This window comes from Flavobacterium hibisci, assembly GCF_020026925.1.
In the GTDB taxonomy this organism is placed as follows: Bacteria; Bacteroidota; Bacteroidia; order Flavobacteriales; family Flavobacteriaceae; genus Flavobacterium; species Flavobacterium hibisci.
In genome coordinates this window covers 20,561-40,334 of the sequence record NZ_JAIQDW010000023.1, presented here as the reverse complement: position 1 = coordinate 40,334, position 19,774 = coordinate 20,561, and the positions used below count along the sequence as shown (strand labels likewise).

The window sequence follows — 19,774 nt, the reverse complement described above, 5'->3', positions numbered from 1 at the left end:
GTCTTTTATAACTCTGGTAAATAAATATCGAAAGCAGCGCCTTTGTCTTTTTCGCCATTAGCAGTGATGATTCCTTTATGGTTTTCTACAATTTTTTTTACTATTGCCAATCCAATTCCGGTTCCGGCAAATTCACTTTCAGTATTTAGACGTTGAAAAACTTCGAAAATGCGGTTTTTGTATTCCGGCTCGAAACCAATTCCATTGTCAGATATCTGAAGATGGTAATACATTTTATCAGGAAAATCGACCTGCATATTTATTTTACTTCCCATAATTCTGTCTGCTTTAATTTCTATAACAGGAGCAATCCCATTTCTGGAAAATTTAAGCGCATTTCCAATCAGATTGTGTAATAATTGTCTGAATTGAAATGTAATAATAGTAGCTTCACCCAAAGGATGAAAATTCACAATAGCTTTTTTTTCCTCAATACGCTCATAAAAATCGCTATGCACTTCTTCGGCAATTTCATCCAAATTAGCTTTTACAAATACCCTCTCAGCCGAATTAGTTCTGGAATACATGAGCAAATCCTGAATTAAAGTCTGCATTCTTTTCGCAGAAACTTCAATCCTGCCTAAGTATGTTTTGGCTTTTGCCGAAATGTTCTGTTCGTCAAGGTCAGACAAGCGGCTGGCAAAAGTCTGAATTTTTCGAAGCGGTTCCTGTAAATCATGACTTGAGATATAAGCAAATGACTGCAGTTCGATATTCATATTAATAAGATCCCTGTTTTTAAGCTCCAATTGTGCGGTACGTTCAGAAACTTCTCTTTCAAGTTTGTCCGTAAAGTTTTTCTGATCCTGAATATCTGTACTGGTGCCTACCCACATTTGTATATTTCCATATTCATCTTTCTGAGCTATTGCCCGGCTTAACTGCCATCTGTATTCACCGTCATAACGTCTGAAACGGTGTTCGAACAAAAAGTCGTTACCGGTTTTTACAGCCTCCATCCAGCTATTGATATTTTCTTTCTGGTCATCAGGATGTACAATTTGAATCCATCCCTGTTCTTTTAAATCATCTATCAATAATCCCGTGTATTTATAAACAGATTCATTAAAGTAATTCACGTTGCCCAATGGGTCGCTGGTCCATATGTGCTGAGGCATAGAATCTGCAAGAAGTCTGAATTTTTCCTCACTTTTCATTAAAGTTTGATGGCTGTTTTTTTCATCGGTAATGTCTAAAACAGTTCCGAGCATTTTAGTAATATTTTTATTTTCATCAAAAAAGAGTTTACCATGAACTCTGATCCAGCATACTTCAGCGTCTGGTTTGATGATCCTGCACTCATATTTATAAATACCTGTCTGAAGTGCAAGTCCGAATGCTTTTTTCAAAACAGGGAGATCGTCTTTATGTATCTGTCTTTTAATTTTTTGGCGTGTTATGATGCTGCCTTTTTCCTGCCCGAAGATTTGCGGTAAATTTTCAGAATAAATAATGTTGTCAGTTAAAAAATCTAAATCCCAGGTGGCAATTTCCGCAATTTCAATAGCCAGTCTTGTTCTTTGCTCGGCGACTTCTACTTTTTTGCGGGCTTCTACCTTATTTGTCACATCATAAACAGTAATCATTATGCCGTTTACAGTCCCATTTTCTTCAAAAAGAGGAGTATATTGATAATCCAGATAAAATTTTTCCAGTTTTTCTTTCTGTTGAATGTAAGCTATTGATTCATTTTCACGAATTGTTATTCCTTTAGAAAGGACATCATTTAAGAGTTCGGGATATTTTTGATCCAATAGTTCAGGGAATACCTCCAGAACAGGTTTCCCAATTGTTTCATCTGTCTTTCTTTGCCAGATTTTTTCCATCATTGCATCATTTGCTATTTCAATGACATGGTTTTTCCCCCTGAAGATCGTCATGGCTAGCGGTGATTCCATTACAAATTTCCGGAATGCTTTTTCACTTTCTGCCAAAAGATGACGTGATTTTACAGCTTCTGTTACTTCATAGCAAACAGTAATAACGCCGGTAATCTGATCATTTTCTTCCCTTAAAGGATAGAAAACCAAATTAAAATAACCTAATTCTTCCTTGCCATGACGGTTTAAAGTTACCGCAAGTTCATCCGTATAATAAGGTGTTCCATCGTTATAAACTTTTGAAAGTAAAGGATAAACTGTTTTTCTTGCTTCCGGTACTGCTTCAAAAAGCGGCTTGTCCAGAATTTCATCCTTGCTTTTATCAATAATCTTAAGGTAGGTGTCGTTTGCTGTTTCTACGATTAAATCGGCACCTTTTAAAATTGCGATTCCAACAGGAACCTGTTCTATAGTATTCCTGAATTTTTTTTCACTTTCTTCTACTTTGTTTCGGGCAAAAACCTGCGTAGTAACATCGTTTGCAATGGCTACAATTCCTGAGATTGTTCCGTCAGGCTCTTTTAAAGGTTCATAAACAACATTTATAAAAGTGTTTTCAATCTTACCATTTCTTGTCAATCGTACCGGAAGTTCATAGTCCCTGAAAGTTTCACCATTTGTATATACGTTGTTTAAAATAGCCTCCAGTCCCTGACCTGTAGCTTCCGGAAGTGCCTCAAAAATAGGTCTGTTTATGACTTCATGTTCCTTTCTTTCCCAAATTTCCAGCATACGTTCATTGGCTATTTCAACAATATAGTCGGTGCCTCTAAAAATACACATTGCATTTGGTGTCTGAAGAATGTTATTAAGATACCGTTTGTTGCTTTCCTCTAATTTTTTGACCAGATTGACCTTGTCTGTTGTTTCATTGCAAATGACTAAAACACCTGCCGGTTTACCTGCTTCGTCGTTTACCGGGCTGTAACTGAAAGTCCAGTACACATCTTCCATTTTTCCGTTTCTGTAAATGGGCAGCAATTGATCTTCATGCCAGGTTGCTTCTCCATTTATGAGCACCTGGTCAATGAGAGGTTTTATGAAATCCCAGATTTCAGGCCAGAAATCAGCTCCTTTTTCACCTAAAATAAAAGGGTGTTTCCCATCGTTTCCCAGACTTGGCCGATAGGCATCGTTATAAAAACAAATATGTTCAGGTCCCCAGAATAAAAACATAGGGAATTTAGAATTTAAAAGTGTGCCAAGTATGGTTTTTAGACTTTGCGGCCATGTCTCAACAGGACCAACTAAAGTTTTACTCCAGTCTTTAGTCCTTGTTAATTCTCCCATTTCCCCGCCTTTTGCCAGGAAATCCTGATTTGTATGAATCATTTTTAATTGAATATTATAAAAAAAAGAGATGATGCTTAGAGTCAATAAATGTAGTGATTTATAAATAAATTCTTAAATAATCAAGCTTTTAAAATGCTGTTTTTTTCAATTTTCACAGATGATCTGAATGAGACAAAAAAAAAATTTTTTGAGTTAAAACGTGGGTTTTAAAAGGATGAACTTTGCTAAGTAAGGTTTGGGAAACTTTAAAATAAATCAAATAATCCAAATTGTCATGAAGAACGAACTTTCAAAACACGAATTAGAATACCTTGATGAATATCAGAAAAAAGGATATTGCTGTAATTTTTTATTTCAGGACGGAGCCCTTGTAGAAACCGAATCGAAATATGCTTATCAGCCTGAAGAGATTTTTATTGTTGCCCATCACCGCTACGAAGGAATGAGTAATCCTGAAGATATGTCTATCTTATATGTTATAGAAACAGGTGATGAAAAAAAAGGAACTTATTTATTAGGATATGGACCTTCTGGAGATTTAGAAGCGGCTGAATTTTTTAAAGACATACCAGAAAAAAATTATTCGGCAAATGCCGATATACAAAAGCTCACTTAAAAGGAATTTTAGATTTATAGATAAATAGGTTAAGGATTTTTTTATTTTGCTGAAAAAACAGCTGTTTCGGACATGGTGTCTGGAGCAGCTGTTTTTGTTTTTTACGGAATTTTTATAAAGTATTAATTATGAAAGTTGTACGAAAAATTATATAACACTAAATGTGTGTAGTAGTACGAAATTTGAATTGTTCAAAAGAAGATGATTATGTAATAGTTAAAAATTTGAACACTTAATTATTTGAACTTTTAATTATTATCAAATGAAAAAACTTTACTTAAATACAGGCGGAATTAATACCATTTTTAACGATCTTAAAGATAGTCTTAATGGAACTTTGACTTTAGAAAACAATCAGTACAACTTAAAAGTCAAGTCCAAAAATGCAAACGGAACTATAAGTGGTATTACGCTTAATAAACAAATTTCATACATTCAGTTTGATATTGTTTTTAATGAAGATATTGAATTGAGTATGGAGTCATTTGCTAATTCACCAATTCTGTTTACGTATTGTTTTGAAGGTAATGTCACACATAGCTTCGGGATTAACGGCGAAAGAAAAACAATAAAACCGAATCAAACAGGTATCATACGAAATACTTCTAATATTAATAGTGTTTTGTATTTTGAAGGGTATAAACATATACAGTTTGCTATGATTTGTAATAATACCTATCATGCAGCAGTATCTGAAAACAGCAAATTATTTTTAGATTTAAAAAACAGATTTGTAAGCAAGTCTGGAAATTATATCTATGTGGGTCAGCAAAATTCAAAAGTTACTGAAAAAATTAAAGAGTTCAATGCTCTTCCTCAAAAAGGAATCGTTAAGAACCTCTTGAAATATCGAATTTTAGAAAATATCCTTCAAATCGAACTTGACCAGCATACTTATGGATATAGAAAAAATATACAGCCAATTTTATCATTGGCAAACAGACAAATAGTAGAGCTAAAAAGAGTTTCGAACTTTAATGTTCTTGAAATATTCTCAGGAGCTGGTTTATCAGGACGAAATTATTTTCCAAGATTATTAAAAGAAAAATATCATTTGTCCTTTAATAAATCATACAATCAAAAACTAGTTAGCTAATAAGCCTTATATATTGAAAAAAAACAGCTTTTACCGAAGCTGTTTTTTTTATTAGAGAGTTTTATGCTTATTGTTCTTTTTCGTAGTAAATTAGGAAATAAACCATAATTAAATTTAAGAACAAAGAAACACTATTCGTAACAATTACAGGCAAATCTTTTTTCAAAATCCCGTAAACAACCCATATAGCGATTCCAAATGTCAGGACGCCAAAGGTAAGCAGTGAAATTTGCTTTACCTTTTTTGTTTTCCAGACCTTTATAATTTGTGGAATTACCGAAATGGTTACGCAAATACCCGCAAAAAGACCAATCAGATCAATGTAATTCATAATTTTGATTTTTTAAGTTAGCCTCCCACAAGTTCACCGCCGTTAATGTGAATAAATTGGCCGGTAATGTAACTGCTGTCCTCAGAAGCTAAAAAAACATAAGCCGGACCAACTTCAGACGGCTGACCTGCACGCCCCATTGGATTGTCTTTTCCAAAATCAGAAACCTTATCGAATGTTGCAACAATCAACGGTGTCCAGATAGGTCCGGGAGCCACTCCGTTAACCCTGATTTGCCTTTTTGCCAGCATGGTTGATAATGATCTGGTAAAAGTTAGAATGGCACCTTTTGTACTCGAATAATCCAAAAGATGTTCGCTTCCTCTGTAAGCCGTAACCGAACTTGTATTTATAATGCTGTCGCCTTTATCTAAAAAAGGCAAAGCAGCTTTAGTAATATAAAAATAGGGGTAAATGTTGGTCTCAAATGTTTTTTGAAGTTGTGCTGCAGTAATCTTTTCAAGTTCATTCTGAGGAAACTGAACTGCTGCGTTATTTACAATTATGTTTATTTTGCTAAAAGTTTTTACACAGCTTTTTATGGCGCTTTTACAGAATTTTTCATCTTTCAGATCGCCACTTATTAGCAGGCATTGCTGGCCTTCTTTCTCCACAAGCTCTTTTGTTTTTTGAGCATCTTTGTCTTCTTTCAGGTATACAATTGCAATATTTGCGCCCTCCCTGGCAAAATGTACAGCAACACTTCGTCCGATTCCGCTGTCACCTCCGGTTATAAAGGCTACTTTGCCTAAAAGTTTTCCGCTTCCGTTATAATTTTCTTTAATAATTTCTGGTTCGGGATTCATCAAATGTTCGTTTCCTGGCAAATTTTGTTTTTGTTCTGGAAATGTTTTTATCTTTTTCATAAGTTATTGTTTTTTACATACTATTACTAAAATAGTCCTATACTCCAGTATTTATTGACTTAAAAGAATTTTAGATTGTCGCAAAAGGTCTTTTGGTTTTATAGATAATATCAATGTGGGAATTATGTAATTAATATATTTTTAAATAAAAAAAGTGTTAATTTTTTTTTAGATATATTTGAGATTTTATAAAATTTAATTTAGAAGTAAATTTTCAAAATTTACTGTAACAATAACACTTTAGCTTACAAATAGATGGTATTAATTGTAGACGATATAAAGGCAAATATACTTGCCCTAAAAAAAACTTTAGAGCTGCATAATATCGATGTAGACACCGCAGAATCAGGTGAGGAAGCATTAAAGAAGATTTTACAGATAAATTACTCCCTAATTATAATGGATGTTCAGATGCCTGGACTAGATGGTTTTGAGGTAGTGAAAATCCTTTCCGGAAATAAAAAAACAAAAGATATTCCTGTTATTTTTCTTTCAGCACTTAATATAGAAAAAAAATATATTTTTAAAGGGTATGAAACTGGCGCAGTAGAATATATTACGAAGCCGGTTGACTCTGATTTGCTGATTTTAAAAGTAAAAACATTCCTGAAAATTTACGAACAGCAGAATGAGTTAAAAGAGATGAAAGAGCTTCTGTCTAAAGAAATCAAAATCAGAAAAGAAGCGCAGGATAACCTGGAAATAAAAATTACAGAAAGAACTAAAGAATTAATTTTAAAAAATGAGGAACTGGAGCTTAAAAATCATGAGCTTCAGCAGTTTGCATGGGTGGTTTCACATGATTTGAATGAGCCAATCCGAAAAATTCAGATTTTTATTAAAATCATTAAAGATTTATATCTTGCCAAAGATGATAAAGCGGTTGATTATGTAAACCGAACTATTAAATCAGCTGAAAGAATGCAGACTTTAATTACTGATTTACTTGCCTATTCAAGGTTGTCTGCAAAGGTACAGCCTGAAAAAACAGATTTAAATGAAGTTTTGCAAGAAGTGCTTTCTGATTTTGATTATCTGATCGAGCGTAAAAACGCTATAATAAAAACAAATGTACTTCCAACTATAGACAGTATTCCGAGCCAGCTGAGGCAGGTTTTTCAAAATTTGATCGGAAATGCCCTTAAGTTCTCTAATAATACTGAAAATCCGGTAATCGAAATCACTTCAGAATTGATTGAAACCAAAGATTTCGACGCAAGCCCTTCTCCAAACGGAAACTATTGCCGTATCACTGTAAAGGACAACGGGATTGGTTTTGATGAAATTTACCTGGACAGGATTTTTATCATTTTTCAGAGCCTCAATGATCGTCAAAGCTATGAAGGAACAGGTATTGGACTTGCAATTGCAAAAAAAATAATCGAAAAACATAACGGACTAATTACTGCCAAAAGCCAAATAGGCAAAGGAGCAAGCTTTATTATGGTTTTACCTTTAGAATATCAGGAAATAAAATAATTTTATATGAAGCAAAACAACTTTAAAAGAAATTTATTAATCAGCTCATTAGTTTCTTTATTTATATTAATGATAAGCTCTACAGCTTCATTTTTAAGTATAAGAAACCTTTTAAACAGCAACTACTGGGTAAATCACACTCAGGAAGTGATTTATAATCTTAATGAAGGTATATCAATACTTACCGATGCCCAGACGAGTATGCGGGGTTACTTAATAACTGGAAATGAACAATTTCTGGATCACTATAATGATGCCGAAAAAAGATCAGATAAGATTTTTGGCATACTGGATGAACTCACACAAGATAATCCTTCGCAGCAAAAGAACTTAAAAGAGGTAAAAGCACGTACGAATGTTTTTTACAAATACCTTCACAATCTGGTGGTAAAAAAACGATTGGGCGGGCAAACTGCTACTTTTGATCTGAACGAAGGAAAAAAAATGATGGATGAACTTCGTGCGTACTATAGAAATATTGAAAATACTGAACAGATACTTTTAAAGGAACGAAATGCCAATTCTCAGCGATATGGTAACTATAGTTTTATTTTAATTATTGCAGCTTTCATAATCGCTTTTATTATAACAATAATGTTCTTGCTGCGTATTTTAAAAGATTATAATGAACGTTCTTTTCTTCAGGAAGAGTTAGAAAAAAAGGACAGGGAAACTGCCGAAAGAATTCACGCAATAAGTACAGTTGCATCTAATATTTCACAGGGAAATTACGATATAAGGGTCGATGATACAAAGTCTGATGCATTGGGTAGCGTGGGAGAATCTTTAAACAGTATGGGGGTTTCCTTAAAATCATCTTTTGATTTATTGTCTCAAAAAGAATGGCTGCAAACCGGTATTGCCCAGCTAAATAATGTGATGATTGGAGATAAGGAGCTAGAAAGACTATCTAAAGACGTTATTGAATTTTTATGCCAATATACCAAAAGCAGTGCGGGTGTTATTTATTCAACAGAAGGGGATGAATTGTATGCAATTTCGGGTTACAGCTATCTTCCTGCTAAAAACAGGGAACATATCAAACAAGGAGAGGGATTGATTGGGCAATGCGTGGCTTCAAGAAAAATACTGGAATTAAAATCCTTTTCTGAAAATGATGTTCAGATTACTTATGCACTTGGTGAAATAAAACCTAAACATATTGTTGCTGTCCCTTTAATCAATACCAAAATTGAAGGTGCTTTTGAATTAGCAAACGTAAAAGAGTTTACTAAAATTGATTTGGAATTTCTACAGACTGTTTCCAATAATATAGCGATTGCCATTAAATCAACCCGAAACAGAAAACGTGTTTTGGAACTTCTCGAGGAAACCCAGGCACAATCAGAGGAGTTAAGAATTCAGCATAGTGAGCTGGAAGCCATGAATGCCGAATTAGAAACCCAGACTGAAAAACTACAGGCTTCAGAAGAAGAATTAAGGGTGCAGCAGGAAGAGCTGGAACAGACCAATGAGGAATTATCAGAACGAAGTGTTTTATTAGAAGAAAGAAATACTGAAATTCAGAAAAAATCTGAAGCACTGGAACTTACTACCCGCTACAAGTCGGAGTTTTTGGCCAATATGTCACATGAGTTAAGGACTCCTTTAAATTCTATTTTACTATTAAGCCGCCTATTAGCTGAGAATAATAACAAGAGCATGAATGCTGAAGAAGTTGAGTTTGCTAAAGTAATTCAGAGTTCAGGAAACAGTTTGTTAGGCTTAATTGATGAAATCCTGGATTTATCTAAAATTGAAGCCGGCAAAATGGAACTGGAGTTTTTAGATGTTTCAACCAAAGAAATAACAGACAATCTTTCAAATTTATTTTCAGTAGTAGCAAAAGAAAAAAAGATAGATTTTGAAATCATTGCCAAAGATGCGCCTTTAGTTATTAAAACTGACAAAATGCGTCTGGAGCAAATTCTGAAAAATCTAATTTCAAATGCAATTAAATTTACAGAAAAAGGATCTGTAAGTTTAGAAATCAAAGTGAATGACGATGATGATAAAATAATCTGTTTTATTGTAAAAGACACCGGAATCGGAATTCCATTGGATAAACAGCCCTTGATTTTTGAAGCTTTCCAACAGGCAGACGGATCTACGAAAAGAAAATATGGCGGAACCGGTTTAGGTCTTTCAATAAGCAGGGAACTGGCCAAATTGCTTAAAGGAGAAATTATTTTGCATAGTAAAGTAAACGAGGGAAGTACTTTTACCTTATGCCTTCCTGTTTTTGGTTCTGAAATGAAAAAGGTAACAGTCGAAAAAACACCTCCAATTGAAATTGAGCCAAATGAAAATACTGATGCAGAAAATCAAAAATACAATTATATCAGTACTGTTATCCCGGATGAAATTGAAGATGACCGAAATGCTATTTCACAAGATGATAAAGTTATTTTAATTGTTGAAGACGATATCAATTTTGCAAAATCATTATTGAGTTTCACAAGGGAAAAAGGATATAAAGGAATCGTCGCTGTACGAGGGGACTATGCGTTAAATTTTGCTTTAATATACAAACCAATTGGTGTTTTACTAGATATAGAGTTGCCTGTAAAAAGCGGATGGGAGATTTTAGAAGAGCTTAAAAATAACTCGCAGACCAAACATATTCCGGTTCATATTATGTCATCGCATAAGCTTAAACAGGAAAGTTTGCTCAAAGGAGCAGTTGATTTTCTGGACAAACCTGTCGCGTTCGAAAAAATTCCGGAAGTTTTCATGCGAATAGAGCATATTATCAGTAAAGAAGCCCAAAAAGTGCTGATTATTGAGGATAATCCGAAACATGCCAAAGCTTTGGCTTACTTTTTAGGAAGTAATAATATCAATTCTGAAATTAAAAGTGAAGTTACTGAAGGATTAAAGGCACTCAATAAAAGTGAAATAGACTGCGTAATTTTAGATATGGGAATTCCTGACAAACAGGCTTATGAAATCCTGGATGGCGTCAAGAAAAGTCCGGGCTTAGAAAATCTTCCTGTAATCGTGTTTACCGGAAAAAGCTTATCCCTTAAGGAAGAAGTAAAAATCAGAAAATATGCAGATTCTATAATCGTAAAAACGGCGCATTCGTATCAAAGAATGCTGGACGAGGTATCTCTTTTCCTGCATCTGGTTGAAGAAAATAAAGGTTCTGAAGGCAAAAAGGAAAGCCATAAGAAACTGAATTTACTGAATAATATTTTATTTGATAAAACGGTTTTAATCGTAGATGATGATGTGCGTAATATCTATTCGCTAACAAAAGCGCTTGAAGTATTTAAAATGAATGTAATAACTGCATTTGATGGCAAGGAAGCTATTAAAATGCTTGAAGAGAATCCAAATACAGACATCGTTTTACTGGACATGATGATGCCAAATATGGATGGGTATGAAACAGCAGAAAAAATACGAAGTAATCCAAAACATTTAACTTTGCCATTAATTGCCGTTACAGCAAAAGCTATGACTGGAGACCGGGAAAAATGTATCAGGGCAGGAGCTTCAGATTATATCACGAAGCCAGTAGATATTGACCAGCTGCTTTCATTGCTGCGAGTATGGCTGTATGATAAAGTTTAATTAAAAGGTAAAAATATGCATAAAAAAAGGGTTTTGATAGTGGATGATGATTCCAGAAATATTTTTGCTTTAGAAAATACGCTCCGTGCCAAATCATTTGAGTGTTTATCATGTCTGAGTGCTGAAGAAGCTTTAAAAATATTAAATTCGGATGAAAATATAGATGCTGTTTTAATTGATATGATGATGCCTGAAATGGATGGCTACGACGCCATTCCTTTGATAAAGAATATACCTTCGCACGAATCAACTTTTGTTGTAGCTGTGACGGCTCAGGCTATGAATGGAGATAAAGAAAAATGTTTGGAGGCTGGTGCAGATGATTATATTTCTAAACCGGTCGATGTGGATAAATTGCTTTTGATGTTAAGCAGAATTTAGAATTTTATGATAGAAGATATCGAATTAGAAACCTTTATAAATGAAGTGTATGAATATTATGGTTTTGATTTTGGTAGTTATTCAAGAGCTTCGTTAAAAAGACGTGTAAACAGAATATATCAACTGGATGGATTTATTCATTTTGGTGAATTTTTATCTAAGGTCAGATACGATGCTGACTATTTCAAGCATGTTATTGATGAAATTACAGTAAATGTTACCGAAATGTTTCGGGACCCTGCTTTTTACACTGTAATCCGTAATCAGGTTCTCCCGTTATTAGGTACAAAACCTTTTATTCGTTTATGGCATGCAGGATGTTCTACAGGTGAAGAAGTGTATTCAATGGCCATTTTATTAAAGGAAGCAGGATTACTGCATAAATCCCTAATTTATGCTACGGATATAAATGCTAAGGTCCTTGATTCAGCCAAAAAAGGGATATTTCCGTTGAGGATGATGAAAGAGTATTCAGAGAATTACCGCGACTCAGGAGGAAAAGAAGATTTTTCAAGTTATTATACGGCCAATTATGGTATTGCAAAATTTAATGAAGAACTATCCCAAAAAATGGTTTTTTCACAGCATAATTTAGTTTCTGATACTTCATTTAATGAATTTGATATAATTTTTTGTCGCAATGTCCTGATTTATTTTGATAATGATTTACAAAAAAGGGCAATTAGCTTATTTGATGATAGTCTGGCGGTTTTGGGGTTTTTGGCTTTGGGTACAAAAGAAACCATAAAGTATTCCATATCACCGGGCAAGTACAAACAGTTAGATAGGGAAAAAATATGGAGAAAAATCAAGTAAATCCAGATTTTAACGTTGTAATTATAGGAGGCTCAGCCGGAAGTTTAAATGCACTAATGCAAATCTTACCTCAGTTGTCTGTTATAAAATCTTTTGCTATTGTAATTGTTGTGCATCGAAAAAGCACAGATGAGCAAACTTTTGAAGAACTCATTGAAATAAAATCACCTGTAAAAGTAAAAAAGGTTGAAGATAAGGTGGCATTATTACCCGGATTTATTTATATAGCTCCGTCAAATTATCATTTATTATTTGAAAAAAATCATACGCTGTCACTTGATACTTCTGAAAAAGTAAATTACAGCAGACCAAGTATTGATGTGTCGTTTGAATCAGCTGCTGAGATATATAAAAAACAACTGACAGGGATTTTATTGTCTGGTTCAAATTCCGATGGTACAGAAGGATTAAAAGCGATTAAAAGTCAAGGTGGAACTATAATTATCCAGAATCCGGATTCAGCTGATATGCCTTTTATGCCTAATCACGCTATCCAGAATACAGTGCCAGATTATGTTTTAAATGTTCAGCAAATTCTTCAGTTTATTCTTTCAGTTGATAAGTAAGTTTAATTATTTTAGTAGTTTAAAAGTAAACTATAAAAATATTACTTAATGAATTCTCCTGTTTATGTTCTCGGTACCGGACTTTCGCACAACGGATCGGCAGTTTTGTTAAAAAATGGACGTGTTTGCGTAGGGATTGAAAAAGAACGGTTAAGCCGAATCAAACATGATGGGGGAAATGATAACCTCGCAATCCAGTACTGCCTGGATGCAGAAGGGATTCAGCTAAAAGATATTTCGCTTGTAGTACAGTGTGCAAATTTCGAAATTCCGAATCGTAATCAATTTAAAGGGAAAAGACTTTTTGCAGAAACACCAGATTTGAGAATAGTTGATATTTCGCACCATCTGGCTCATGCCTACAGTGCTGTTGGAACCTGCCCATTCTCAGAATGTGCCGTAATGGTAATTGATGGCTGCGGGAGTCCTCTTGAACAGTTTCTAAAATTGCATCCTGAACAAAAACAATATATAAACCCTGAATTTCTTGACGGAGTTCAGATGTTGTGTGAAAAAGACAGTTTTTACAATTTTGACGGGCAAAAATTAACGCCCTTGATTAAAGATTTCAGTAAAATGGCTGAAAATTCAGGCGGTTTGTTTTCACTTCCTACTACTCAGCATTCTATAGGAGGGTTTTATGCAGCTGTGAGTTATTACGTATTTGGGGATATGGATGATGTGGGCAAATTAATGGGACTTGCACCATTTGGAAAATCAGGAATCTTTGATTTTGAAGCTTTTGAATTTACATCCGGGAATCTGTTTGTAAATGAAGATTGGAAAAATCAATTTTCGAATCCGTCAGAAGGGTATGAATATTTCAAGAACAACTTTGAGTATTACGCCAATGTCGCAAAATGGGCTCAGGAACAGGTAGAAAAAGCGGTTTTAAAATGCATTCACAATCGTCTGGAAAAATTTCCTCATAAAAATCTATGTTATTCCGGAGGGGTTGCACTTAATGCGGTGGCAAATGCCAAACTTCAGGACAGTAAAATAGCTGGAAATATTTATTTTGAATCCGCTGCCGCAGATAATGGCCTCGCACTTGGCTGTGCATTTTACGGCTGGCTGGAATATTTGAATATGCCAAAAGTTGCTCATAACGGAAGTACTTGTTTTGGTAAAACGTATAGCGATTCTGAAATTGAAGTTTCATTTAATAAAGAAGAATACAAAAAATACAATCCTAAAAAGTTTTCCGATGAAAATGAACTGGTAAATTATTGCGCTGAAAAATTAAATCGCGGACAAACGATTGCCTGGTTTCAGTCAGGATCAGAATTTGGTCCACGTTCTTTAGGAAGAAGAAGTATTTTAGCACATCCCGGAATTGAAGGTATGAAAGATCATATCAATCTGAATATTAAATTCAGGGAAGATTTTCGTCCTTTTGCACCGGCAATTTTAGAAGAAAAAGTACAAGAATATTTTTTGCATGGAAGGAATAGCCCTTACATGATTTTGGTAGATAAAACAAATCCTGAACATCTGATAAATCTTAAAAATGTAACACATCAGGATGGTTCGGCACGAGTTCAGACAGTTGAAAAAAGCTGGAATCCGAAGTTTACGAAATTGCTTAGTGCGTTTTATACAGAAAGCGGAATACCTGTTTTACTCAATACAAGTCTCAATAAAAAAGGAATGCCCATTGTTGAAACTCCTGAAGAGGCATTTCATCTATTCGAAATTACAGCTTTGGATATTTTAGTGATGGAAAATTATGTAATTGAAAAATAACAGCTATTCTAAATCTTTCAAAATGGCATCCAAATTAGGAGGATTCATGCGTTTCAGTTCAGCAATTATAAGTTGTTTCTCTTTTTCAGAAGTTTCTGTGGCAGGACGTATAAATTCATTTTGACTGGCATGTTTAAAAAATAAATGATCCGTCCAGTCATTCCGAAGTCCGTCGATAACAAGGTGTATTCTGTCTTCAGTTCCGCGATTGGCTACCGAATGGGTAAAATTAGCATCAATATACCAGCATTCTCCTTCGTTCATGATTAAACGGTTTCCGTCTAAAATAAATTCAACTTCATTATTGGTAATAATGGGAATATGAAGTCTGAAACAACCGTTTTCATATCCCAGACAGTTATCGGTATGTGGTTTAACTTCTGCGCCAACATCGAGTTTTAACAATCGGACAGCAGTTTTTTCGAATAAGAAGCTATCCAGAATTTCCTGAAAATAACTACAGGATTCCATGATTTCGGTAGGAACCAGTTTTTCATCACCGCCAGGAAGTGCAAAAATCGAATCCGATTTTCCGTTTTGTGACATCAAAGCAATAGAAGTCCATTTTCCGGAATAATCATTTGTATTGTAGTGGTTTGTCCATTTTTTATTAATGATTTGACGAACATCCGCTTTAAGTTTTTCAGGATCAAAAAACATCGGAAACTTTATTGAGCGAACTAATTTATCCATAATTTAATCTCTTAACCATTTGAGCATTTTTGGAAAAGGTTCTTTACCTTCTTTCTCAGCATTTACTTTTCCTAAGGCAAGTCCGGCCCACTCCAGAAAAGGCAATCCAATATAATTTTCATTGGTAAAATTTGAAACCAGCCATTCCGATTCGTTTTTGTAACCGTTTGGGTGGAATACAAATTCAACAGGTAATTCTAAATGTTGTGCAGCTGCGAAAGACCAGAGAATTGCACCCATTTCTTCGCCCTGAGAAGGCCAGTCAGCAGCCATTTCAACTGTGCCGGCAATTTTTCTTTCTGTTGAAGTTGTTACTGCCAGATGTCCGGCTTCATGAAGAATATCACCCGGATACAATAATTTTTCATAATCAATATAAAGACAGTTTGGACCTAAACTCAATCCAGGCAGGAAAGATGTTTCAAGCTGTTTTTCGATAACATTAATTCCAATTTCGTCTAAAAACGAAAGAACTTTTACCAATTCAGCAGATTGTTTCATAATTATTTCATGATTAAGTCAGTATACCAGAATCCATAATCAAAAGCATCTGTCGAATTTGTGTCGCAGGCGGTATTGCTGGATTCAGTTTTTGGTTTTTCATATTTTCGATATACTGTTTCACCAATTTCGAAATTGATATTTTCTGAGAAAATGGGGCCTTCAAAAGTAAAAGTATGAAATTCTCCATTTTCGCCACAAACATCAACATCTTCAGGTAAATCCTTTATAAAATCCTGATCTATTATTCGACCAACAAAACTTTTGTCCAGATAACGTTCGTTTACACAAACCACAATGGTTTTGAATCCTAAAGCAATGAATTCCTGGATCAAATCTGAAGTCGGGATTTTCCAGATTGGGAAAACGCCTTCAAAGCCCATTTCAGCTAATTTGTCTTCACGGTATTTTCGTAAATCTTCCAGAAAAATATCCCCAAAAACAGAATGTGTAATACCTTCTTTTTTTAATCCGGATAGAGTTTCAGTCATGACATTTTCATATACTTCCATCGTTGGCATTTCCGGAATCTGCATTATTTTCAAAGGTAAACCAATGCTTTTAGCCTGAGCTTCCAGTAATTCTTTACGCACGCCATGCATCGAAATTCTCTGATATTGCTGGTTGACACTGGTCAGTAAACATTCAATTTTATAATCAGGATCCTGAAGGATTTTATATAAAGCTAGAGCAGAATCTTTTCCGCTGCTCCAGTTGAATAAGGCTTTTTTAGATCTTGACACGTTCAGGTAATTTTTCTAATGTAAACATACAAATTTCATTCGATTTGTTGGTGAAACCTTTGTAACTTTGGTTTTTTGCCTTCAATTTTTATGCAATGAAATACATTCTATTATTTTTCACCACCTTCGGTTTTGCACAACAAATCCAATTTGTCGATTTTAAATCGGTTTCAGCACAATTAAAAATAAATTCAAATGAAAAATCGGTTTCAGGTTCTGTTAACTATCATTTTGAAGTTTTAAAACAAATAGATACTATAAAGATTGATGCTAAAAATATGGAATTTTCCAAAATAGCAATCAATCAGAAAGAAGCGGTTTTTATTAATACAGGCAAGCAGTTACAAATCGTTGATCATTTTAAGGAAGGCGAAAATCAATTGACTTTTGAATATGCTGTAAAACCGAAACAGGCTTTATATTTTGTAAATATTGAAAATGCTGAGGTACAAATCTGGACACAAGGGCAGGGAAGATATACGAGTAACTGGTTTCCAAGTTTTGATGATGTAAATGAAAAAATGATTTTTAACCTCGGAATTACCTACGATAAAAACTATCAGGTTATCTCTAACGGGATTTTAAAAGAAAAAGCAGAAGAAAACAATCAGTTTCATTGGCAATATCAGATGGAAAAACCAATGAGTTCTTATTTATTGATGCTTGCCATTGGAAAATTTGATAAAAAAGAATTCAGATCAAAATCTAAAATTCCGCTTGACTATTATCTGGAACCTAAAGATGCAGACCGCTTTGAACCGACGTATCGTTATTCAAAACGTATTTTTGACTTTTTAGAGAAAGAAATAGGAGTAAAATATCCGTGGAAAATCAACAGACAAATTCCAGTTCGTGACTTTTTGTATGCCGGAATGGAAAATACAACCACAACACTTTTTGCTACGCGTTATGTCGTAGATTCTATAGGTTTTGAAGACCGAAACTATACTAATGTTGATGCACATGAGCTGGCACATCATTGGTTTGGAGATCTGATTACTGCAGAAAGCAGTACGCATCACTGGCTTCAGGAAGGTTTTGCAACGTATTATGCTTTATTGGCTGAAAAGGAAATCTATGGGGAAGATTATTTTTATTCCAAATTGTACGATACGGCGCAACAGCTCAAATTTGCTTCCAGAACCGATTCAATTCCTGTTTTGAATCCCAAAGCCAGTTCACTGACTTTTTACGAAAAAGGAGCCTGGGCATTATTTGTTCTGCATAAATCTATTGGTGATAAAGCATTTAAAAAGGCTATAAAAAGCTATTTAAAAAAGTATGCTTATCAAACTGTCAACACGCAGGATTTCTTCAACGAAATAAAAAAAGTATCCGATTTTGATTTGGATAAATTTCAGAAAACCTGGCTGGAAACTACAGCTTTTGACACCCCTACAGCAAATGCTTTATTGAGTAAAAATAAAGCAATTCTGGAAAGACTGGAAGTGGATAAACTGAAAAAAACACCTCTGGCAGAAAAGCAGGATTACTTTTTGAAAATTTTAAATTCAGATGCCTATCAGGCTGTAAAAGTATCTGTTGTTGATCAGATTGGGGCAGAAAAATACGAAGCTAAAAAAGCACTTTTAAGAGCTGCTTTGCAAACGAAAAATATAAAAGTCCGTCAGGCTGTTGCTGAGAATTTATCGAAAATCCCGGAAGATTTTAGGGTAGAATATGAAACTTTGTTAGATGACAAATCATATCAGACACAGGAAATTGCTCTTTACTTTTTATGGAAGAATTTTCCTGAACTAAGAGCAGAATATCTTGATAAAACAAAAACATGGATAGGGTTCAATGATTATAATCTTCGTACTTTATGGCTTTCATTGGCATTATCTACAGAAAATTACAGCAATGATCCTGAGGTTTTGATTTCAGAATTGATTGCTTTTTCATCTGTAAAATATGAGGCAACAACCAGGCAAAATGCGTTAGAAAAATTAATTGCGTTTAAAATCATTAACAATCAGGTGCTGAGTAACTTAGTTGGCGCTACAACGCATCATATGTGGCAATTTTCGAAATTTGGAAGAGAAACTATTCGATTGTTATTAAAAAATTCTGAAATGCGTGCTTCGTTTGAAAGAATTTTGCCTAATTTGACCCCCGATGAACAATTTCAATTGAATCGTCTTTTGGGAGAAAAAAGTTAACTGTTATGAGTTAAAAGTTATTTACTTCAAAGAAATTCAATAAAATTTTAAAAAAATAACGTATTGAGAATCATTATGGTTACGTTTAACTCATAACTCATACTAAAAACGCATAACTTACAATATGAGAGCATTGGTTATTTCCGGTGGCGGCAGTAAAGGCGCATTTGCCGGCGGTGTTGCACAATATTTATTAGAAGTAAAAAGACATCAATACGATTTATTCCTCGGGACTTCAACCGGAAGTTTATTGATTCCGCATCTCGCACTCGGAAATATTGAGCAAATCCACTCGATTTACACCAATGTCAACATGTCTAAAATATTTAATATTTGTCCGTTTGTGGTTAAAGTTAAAGACGGAGTAGATATTGTAACCATTAATCACTTCAATGTAATCCGTCAGTTTTTTAAGGGAAAAAGAACGTTTGGGGAAAGTAAAGGATTAAGGAAATACATTAGAAGTAACTTCTCATTGTCTGATTTCAATCAGTTGAAAAAGCTTAAAAAGGATGTTGTCATTACGGTAACCAATTTTACAAAAAATGAGGCCGAATATAAATCGATAAAAGAATGTACTTACGAAGAGTTTTGTGACTGGTCGTGGATTTCGAGTAATTATGTTCCTTTTATGAGCCTTGTTGAAAAAAACAACTGCGAATATGGAGATGGCGGCTTCTCAAGTCTTGTTCCTATTCGCGAAGCAATCAATCGCGGAGCTACAGAAATAGACGTTATTATACTGGAAACTGAAGTTAATATGGAGAAAACAGTGATTGGGAAAAATCCGTTTTCACTGATGATTGATTTGTTTAGAATTGCTTTGGATCAGGTTGAAAAACATGACATTGCTATAGGAAAACTAATAGCAAATAATAAAAATGTAAAGCTTAATTTATATTACACACCAACAAAACTTACGAATAATGCCTTGATTTTTAATAAGGAAGTAATGAAAAACTGGTGGGAACAAGGATATGAATACGCTCAGAATAAATCTGAGATTATGAGTGATAATAAATAATT

Annotated in this window: 16 protein-coding genes; 10 read left to right on the top strand and 6 right to left on the bottom strand. The window is 34.2% G+C overall.

Annotated features, from left to right (window positions below):
- Positions 1-5 precede the first annotated feature (5 nt).
- Positions 6-3,212 (bottom strand): PAS domain S-box protein, encoded by a 3,207-nt coding sequence (locus K8B81_RS18245; protein ID WP_223682989.1) that lies wholly within the window; start codon positions 3,210-3,212, stop codon positions 6-8.
- Positions 3,213-3,447: 235 nt separating this feature from the next.
- Between K8B81_RS18245 and K8B81_RS18240 the strand changes: the two genes are divergently transcribed.
- On the top strand, positions 3,448-3,789 hold the full coding sequence (locus K8B81_RS18240; protein WP_223682988.1) for a hypothetical protein: 342 nt from the start codon (positions 3,448-3,450) through the stop codon (positions 3,787-3,789).
- Between the two features lie 262 nt (positions 3,790-4,051).
- Entirely contained in the window at positions 4,052-4,885 is an 834-nt protein-coding gene (locus tag K8B81_RS18235; protein ID WP_223682987.1) for a hypothetical protein, read from the top strand.
- 67 nt (positions 4,886-4,952) lie between these two features.
- Here the strand turns inward: K8B81_RS18235 and K8B81_RS18230 are convergent, their stop codons facing one another.
- Complete coding sequence (locus K8B81_RS18230) at positions 4,953-5,216, bottom strand: SemiSWEET family sugar transporter (protein ID WP_223682986.1); 264 nt, start codon at positions 5,214-5,216, stop codon at positions 4,953-4,955.
- 17 nt (positions 5,217-5,233) lie between these two features.
- On the bottom strand, positions 5,234-6,082 hold the full coding sequence (locus K8B81_RS18225; RefSeq protein WP_223682985.1) for an SDR family oxidoreductase: 849 nt from the start codon (positions 6,080-6,082) through the stop codon (positions 5,234-5,236).
- 255 nt (positions 6,083-6,337) lie between these two features.
- Here K8B81_RS18225 and K8B81_RS18220 point away from each other — a divergent pair, with 255 nt between their 5' ends.
- From K8B81_RS18220 to K8B81_RS18195, 6 genes are read left to right on the top strand one after another with little or no spacing between them, the layout of a single operon-like run.
- Positions 6,338-7,561 (top strand): hybrid sensor histidine kinase/response regulator, encoded by a 1,224-nt coding sequence (locus K8B81_RS18220; RefSeq protein WP_223682984.1) that lies wholly within the window; start codon positions 6,338-6,340, stop codon positions 7,559-7,561.
- A 6-nt stretch (positions 7,562-7,567) separates the two neighbouring features.
- A complete protein-coding gene (locus tag K8B81_RS18215) occupies positions 7,568-11,140 on the top strand; it encodes a response regulator (RefSeq protein WP_223682983.1) in 3,573 nt (1,190 codons plus the stop codon).
- Positions 11,141-11,155: 15 nt separating this feature from the next.
- Positions 11,156-11,521: a response regulator gene (locus K8B81_RS18210; RefSeq protein ID WP_223682982.1), complete on the top strand. Its 366-nt coding sequence runs from the start codon at positions 11,156-11,158 to the stop codon at positions 11,519-11,521.
- A gap of 6 nt (positions 11,522-11,527) precedes the next feature.
- A complete protein-coding gene (locus tag K8B81_RS18205) occupies positions 11,528-12,337 on the top strand; it encodes a CheR family methyltransferase (protein WP_223682981.1) in 810 nt (269 codons plus the stop codon).
- Positions 12,319-12,903: a chemotaxis protein CheB gene (locus tag K8B81_RS18200; RefSeq protein WP_223682980.1), complete on the top strand. Its 585-nt coding sequence runs from the start codon at positions 12,319-12,321 to the stop codon at positions 12,901-12,903. The genes K8B81_RS18205 and K8B81_RS18200 overlap by 19 nt, the downstream gene beginning before the upstream one ends.
- A 48-nt stretch (positions 12,904-12,951) precedes the next feature.
- On the top strand, positions 12,952-14,649 hold the full coding sequence (locus K8B81_RS18195) for a carbamoyltransferase C-terminal domain-containing protein (protein ID WP_223682979.1): 1,698 nt from the start codon (positions 12,952-12,954) through the stop codon (positions 14,647-14,649).
- Between the two features lie 3 nt (positions 14,650-14,652).
- On the opposite strand, the gene K8B81_RS18190 is transcribed toward K8B81_RS18195, so the two are convergent.
- The 3 genes from K8B81_RS18190 to K8B81_RS18180 are packed head-to-tail and all read right to left on the bottom strand — an operon-like array spanning position 14,653 to position 16,586.
- Positions 14,653-15,342, bottom strand: coding sequence for an aspartyl/asparaginyl beta-hydroxylase domain-containing protein (locus K8B81_RS18190; protein WP_223682978.1), 690 nt, complete (start codon positions 15,340-15,342; stop codon positions 14,653-14,655).
- Positions 15,343-15,345: 3 nt separating this feature from the next.
- Complete coding sequence (locus K8B81_RS18185; protein ID WP_223682977.1) at positions 15,346-15,843, bottom strand: hypothetical protein; 498 nt, start codon at positions 15,841-15,843, stop codon at positions 15,346-15,348.
- A gap of 2 nt (positions 15,844-15,845) precedes the next feature.
- Positions 15,846-16,586, bottom strand: a complete 741-nt coding sequence (locus K8B81_RS18180) for a Dph6-related ATP pyrophosphatase (protein WP_223682976.1) — start codon at positions 16,584-16,586, stop codon at positions 15,846-15,848.
- Between the two features lie 95 nt (positions 16,587-16,681).
- Here K8B81_RS18180 and K8B81_RS18175 point away from each other — a divergent pair, with 95 nt between their 5' ends.
- Complete coding sequence (locus tag K8B81_RS18175) at positions 16,682-18,748, top strand: M1 family metallopeptidase (protein ID WP_223682975.1); 2,067 nt, start codon at positions 16,682-16,684, stop codon at positions 18,746-18,748.
- 124 nt (positions 18,749-18,872) lie between these two features.
- Positions 18,873-19,772: a patatin-like phospholipase family protein gene (locus tag K8B81_RS18170; protein ID WP_223682974.1), complete on the top strand. Its 900-nt coding sequence runs from the start codon at positions 18,873-18,875 to the stop codon at positions 19,770-19,772.
- Positions 19,773-19,774: the final 2 nt, after the last annotated feature.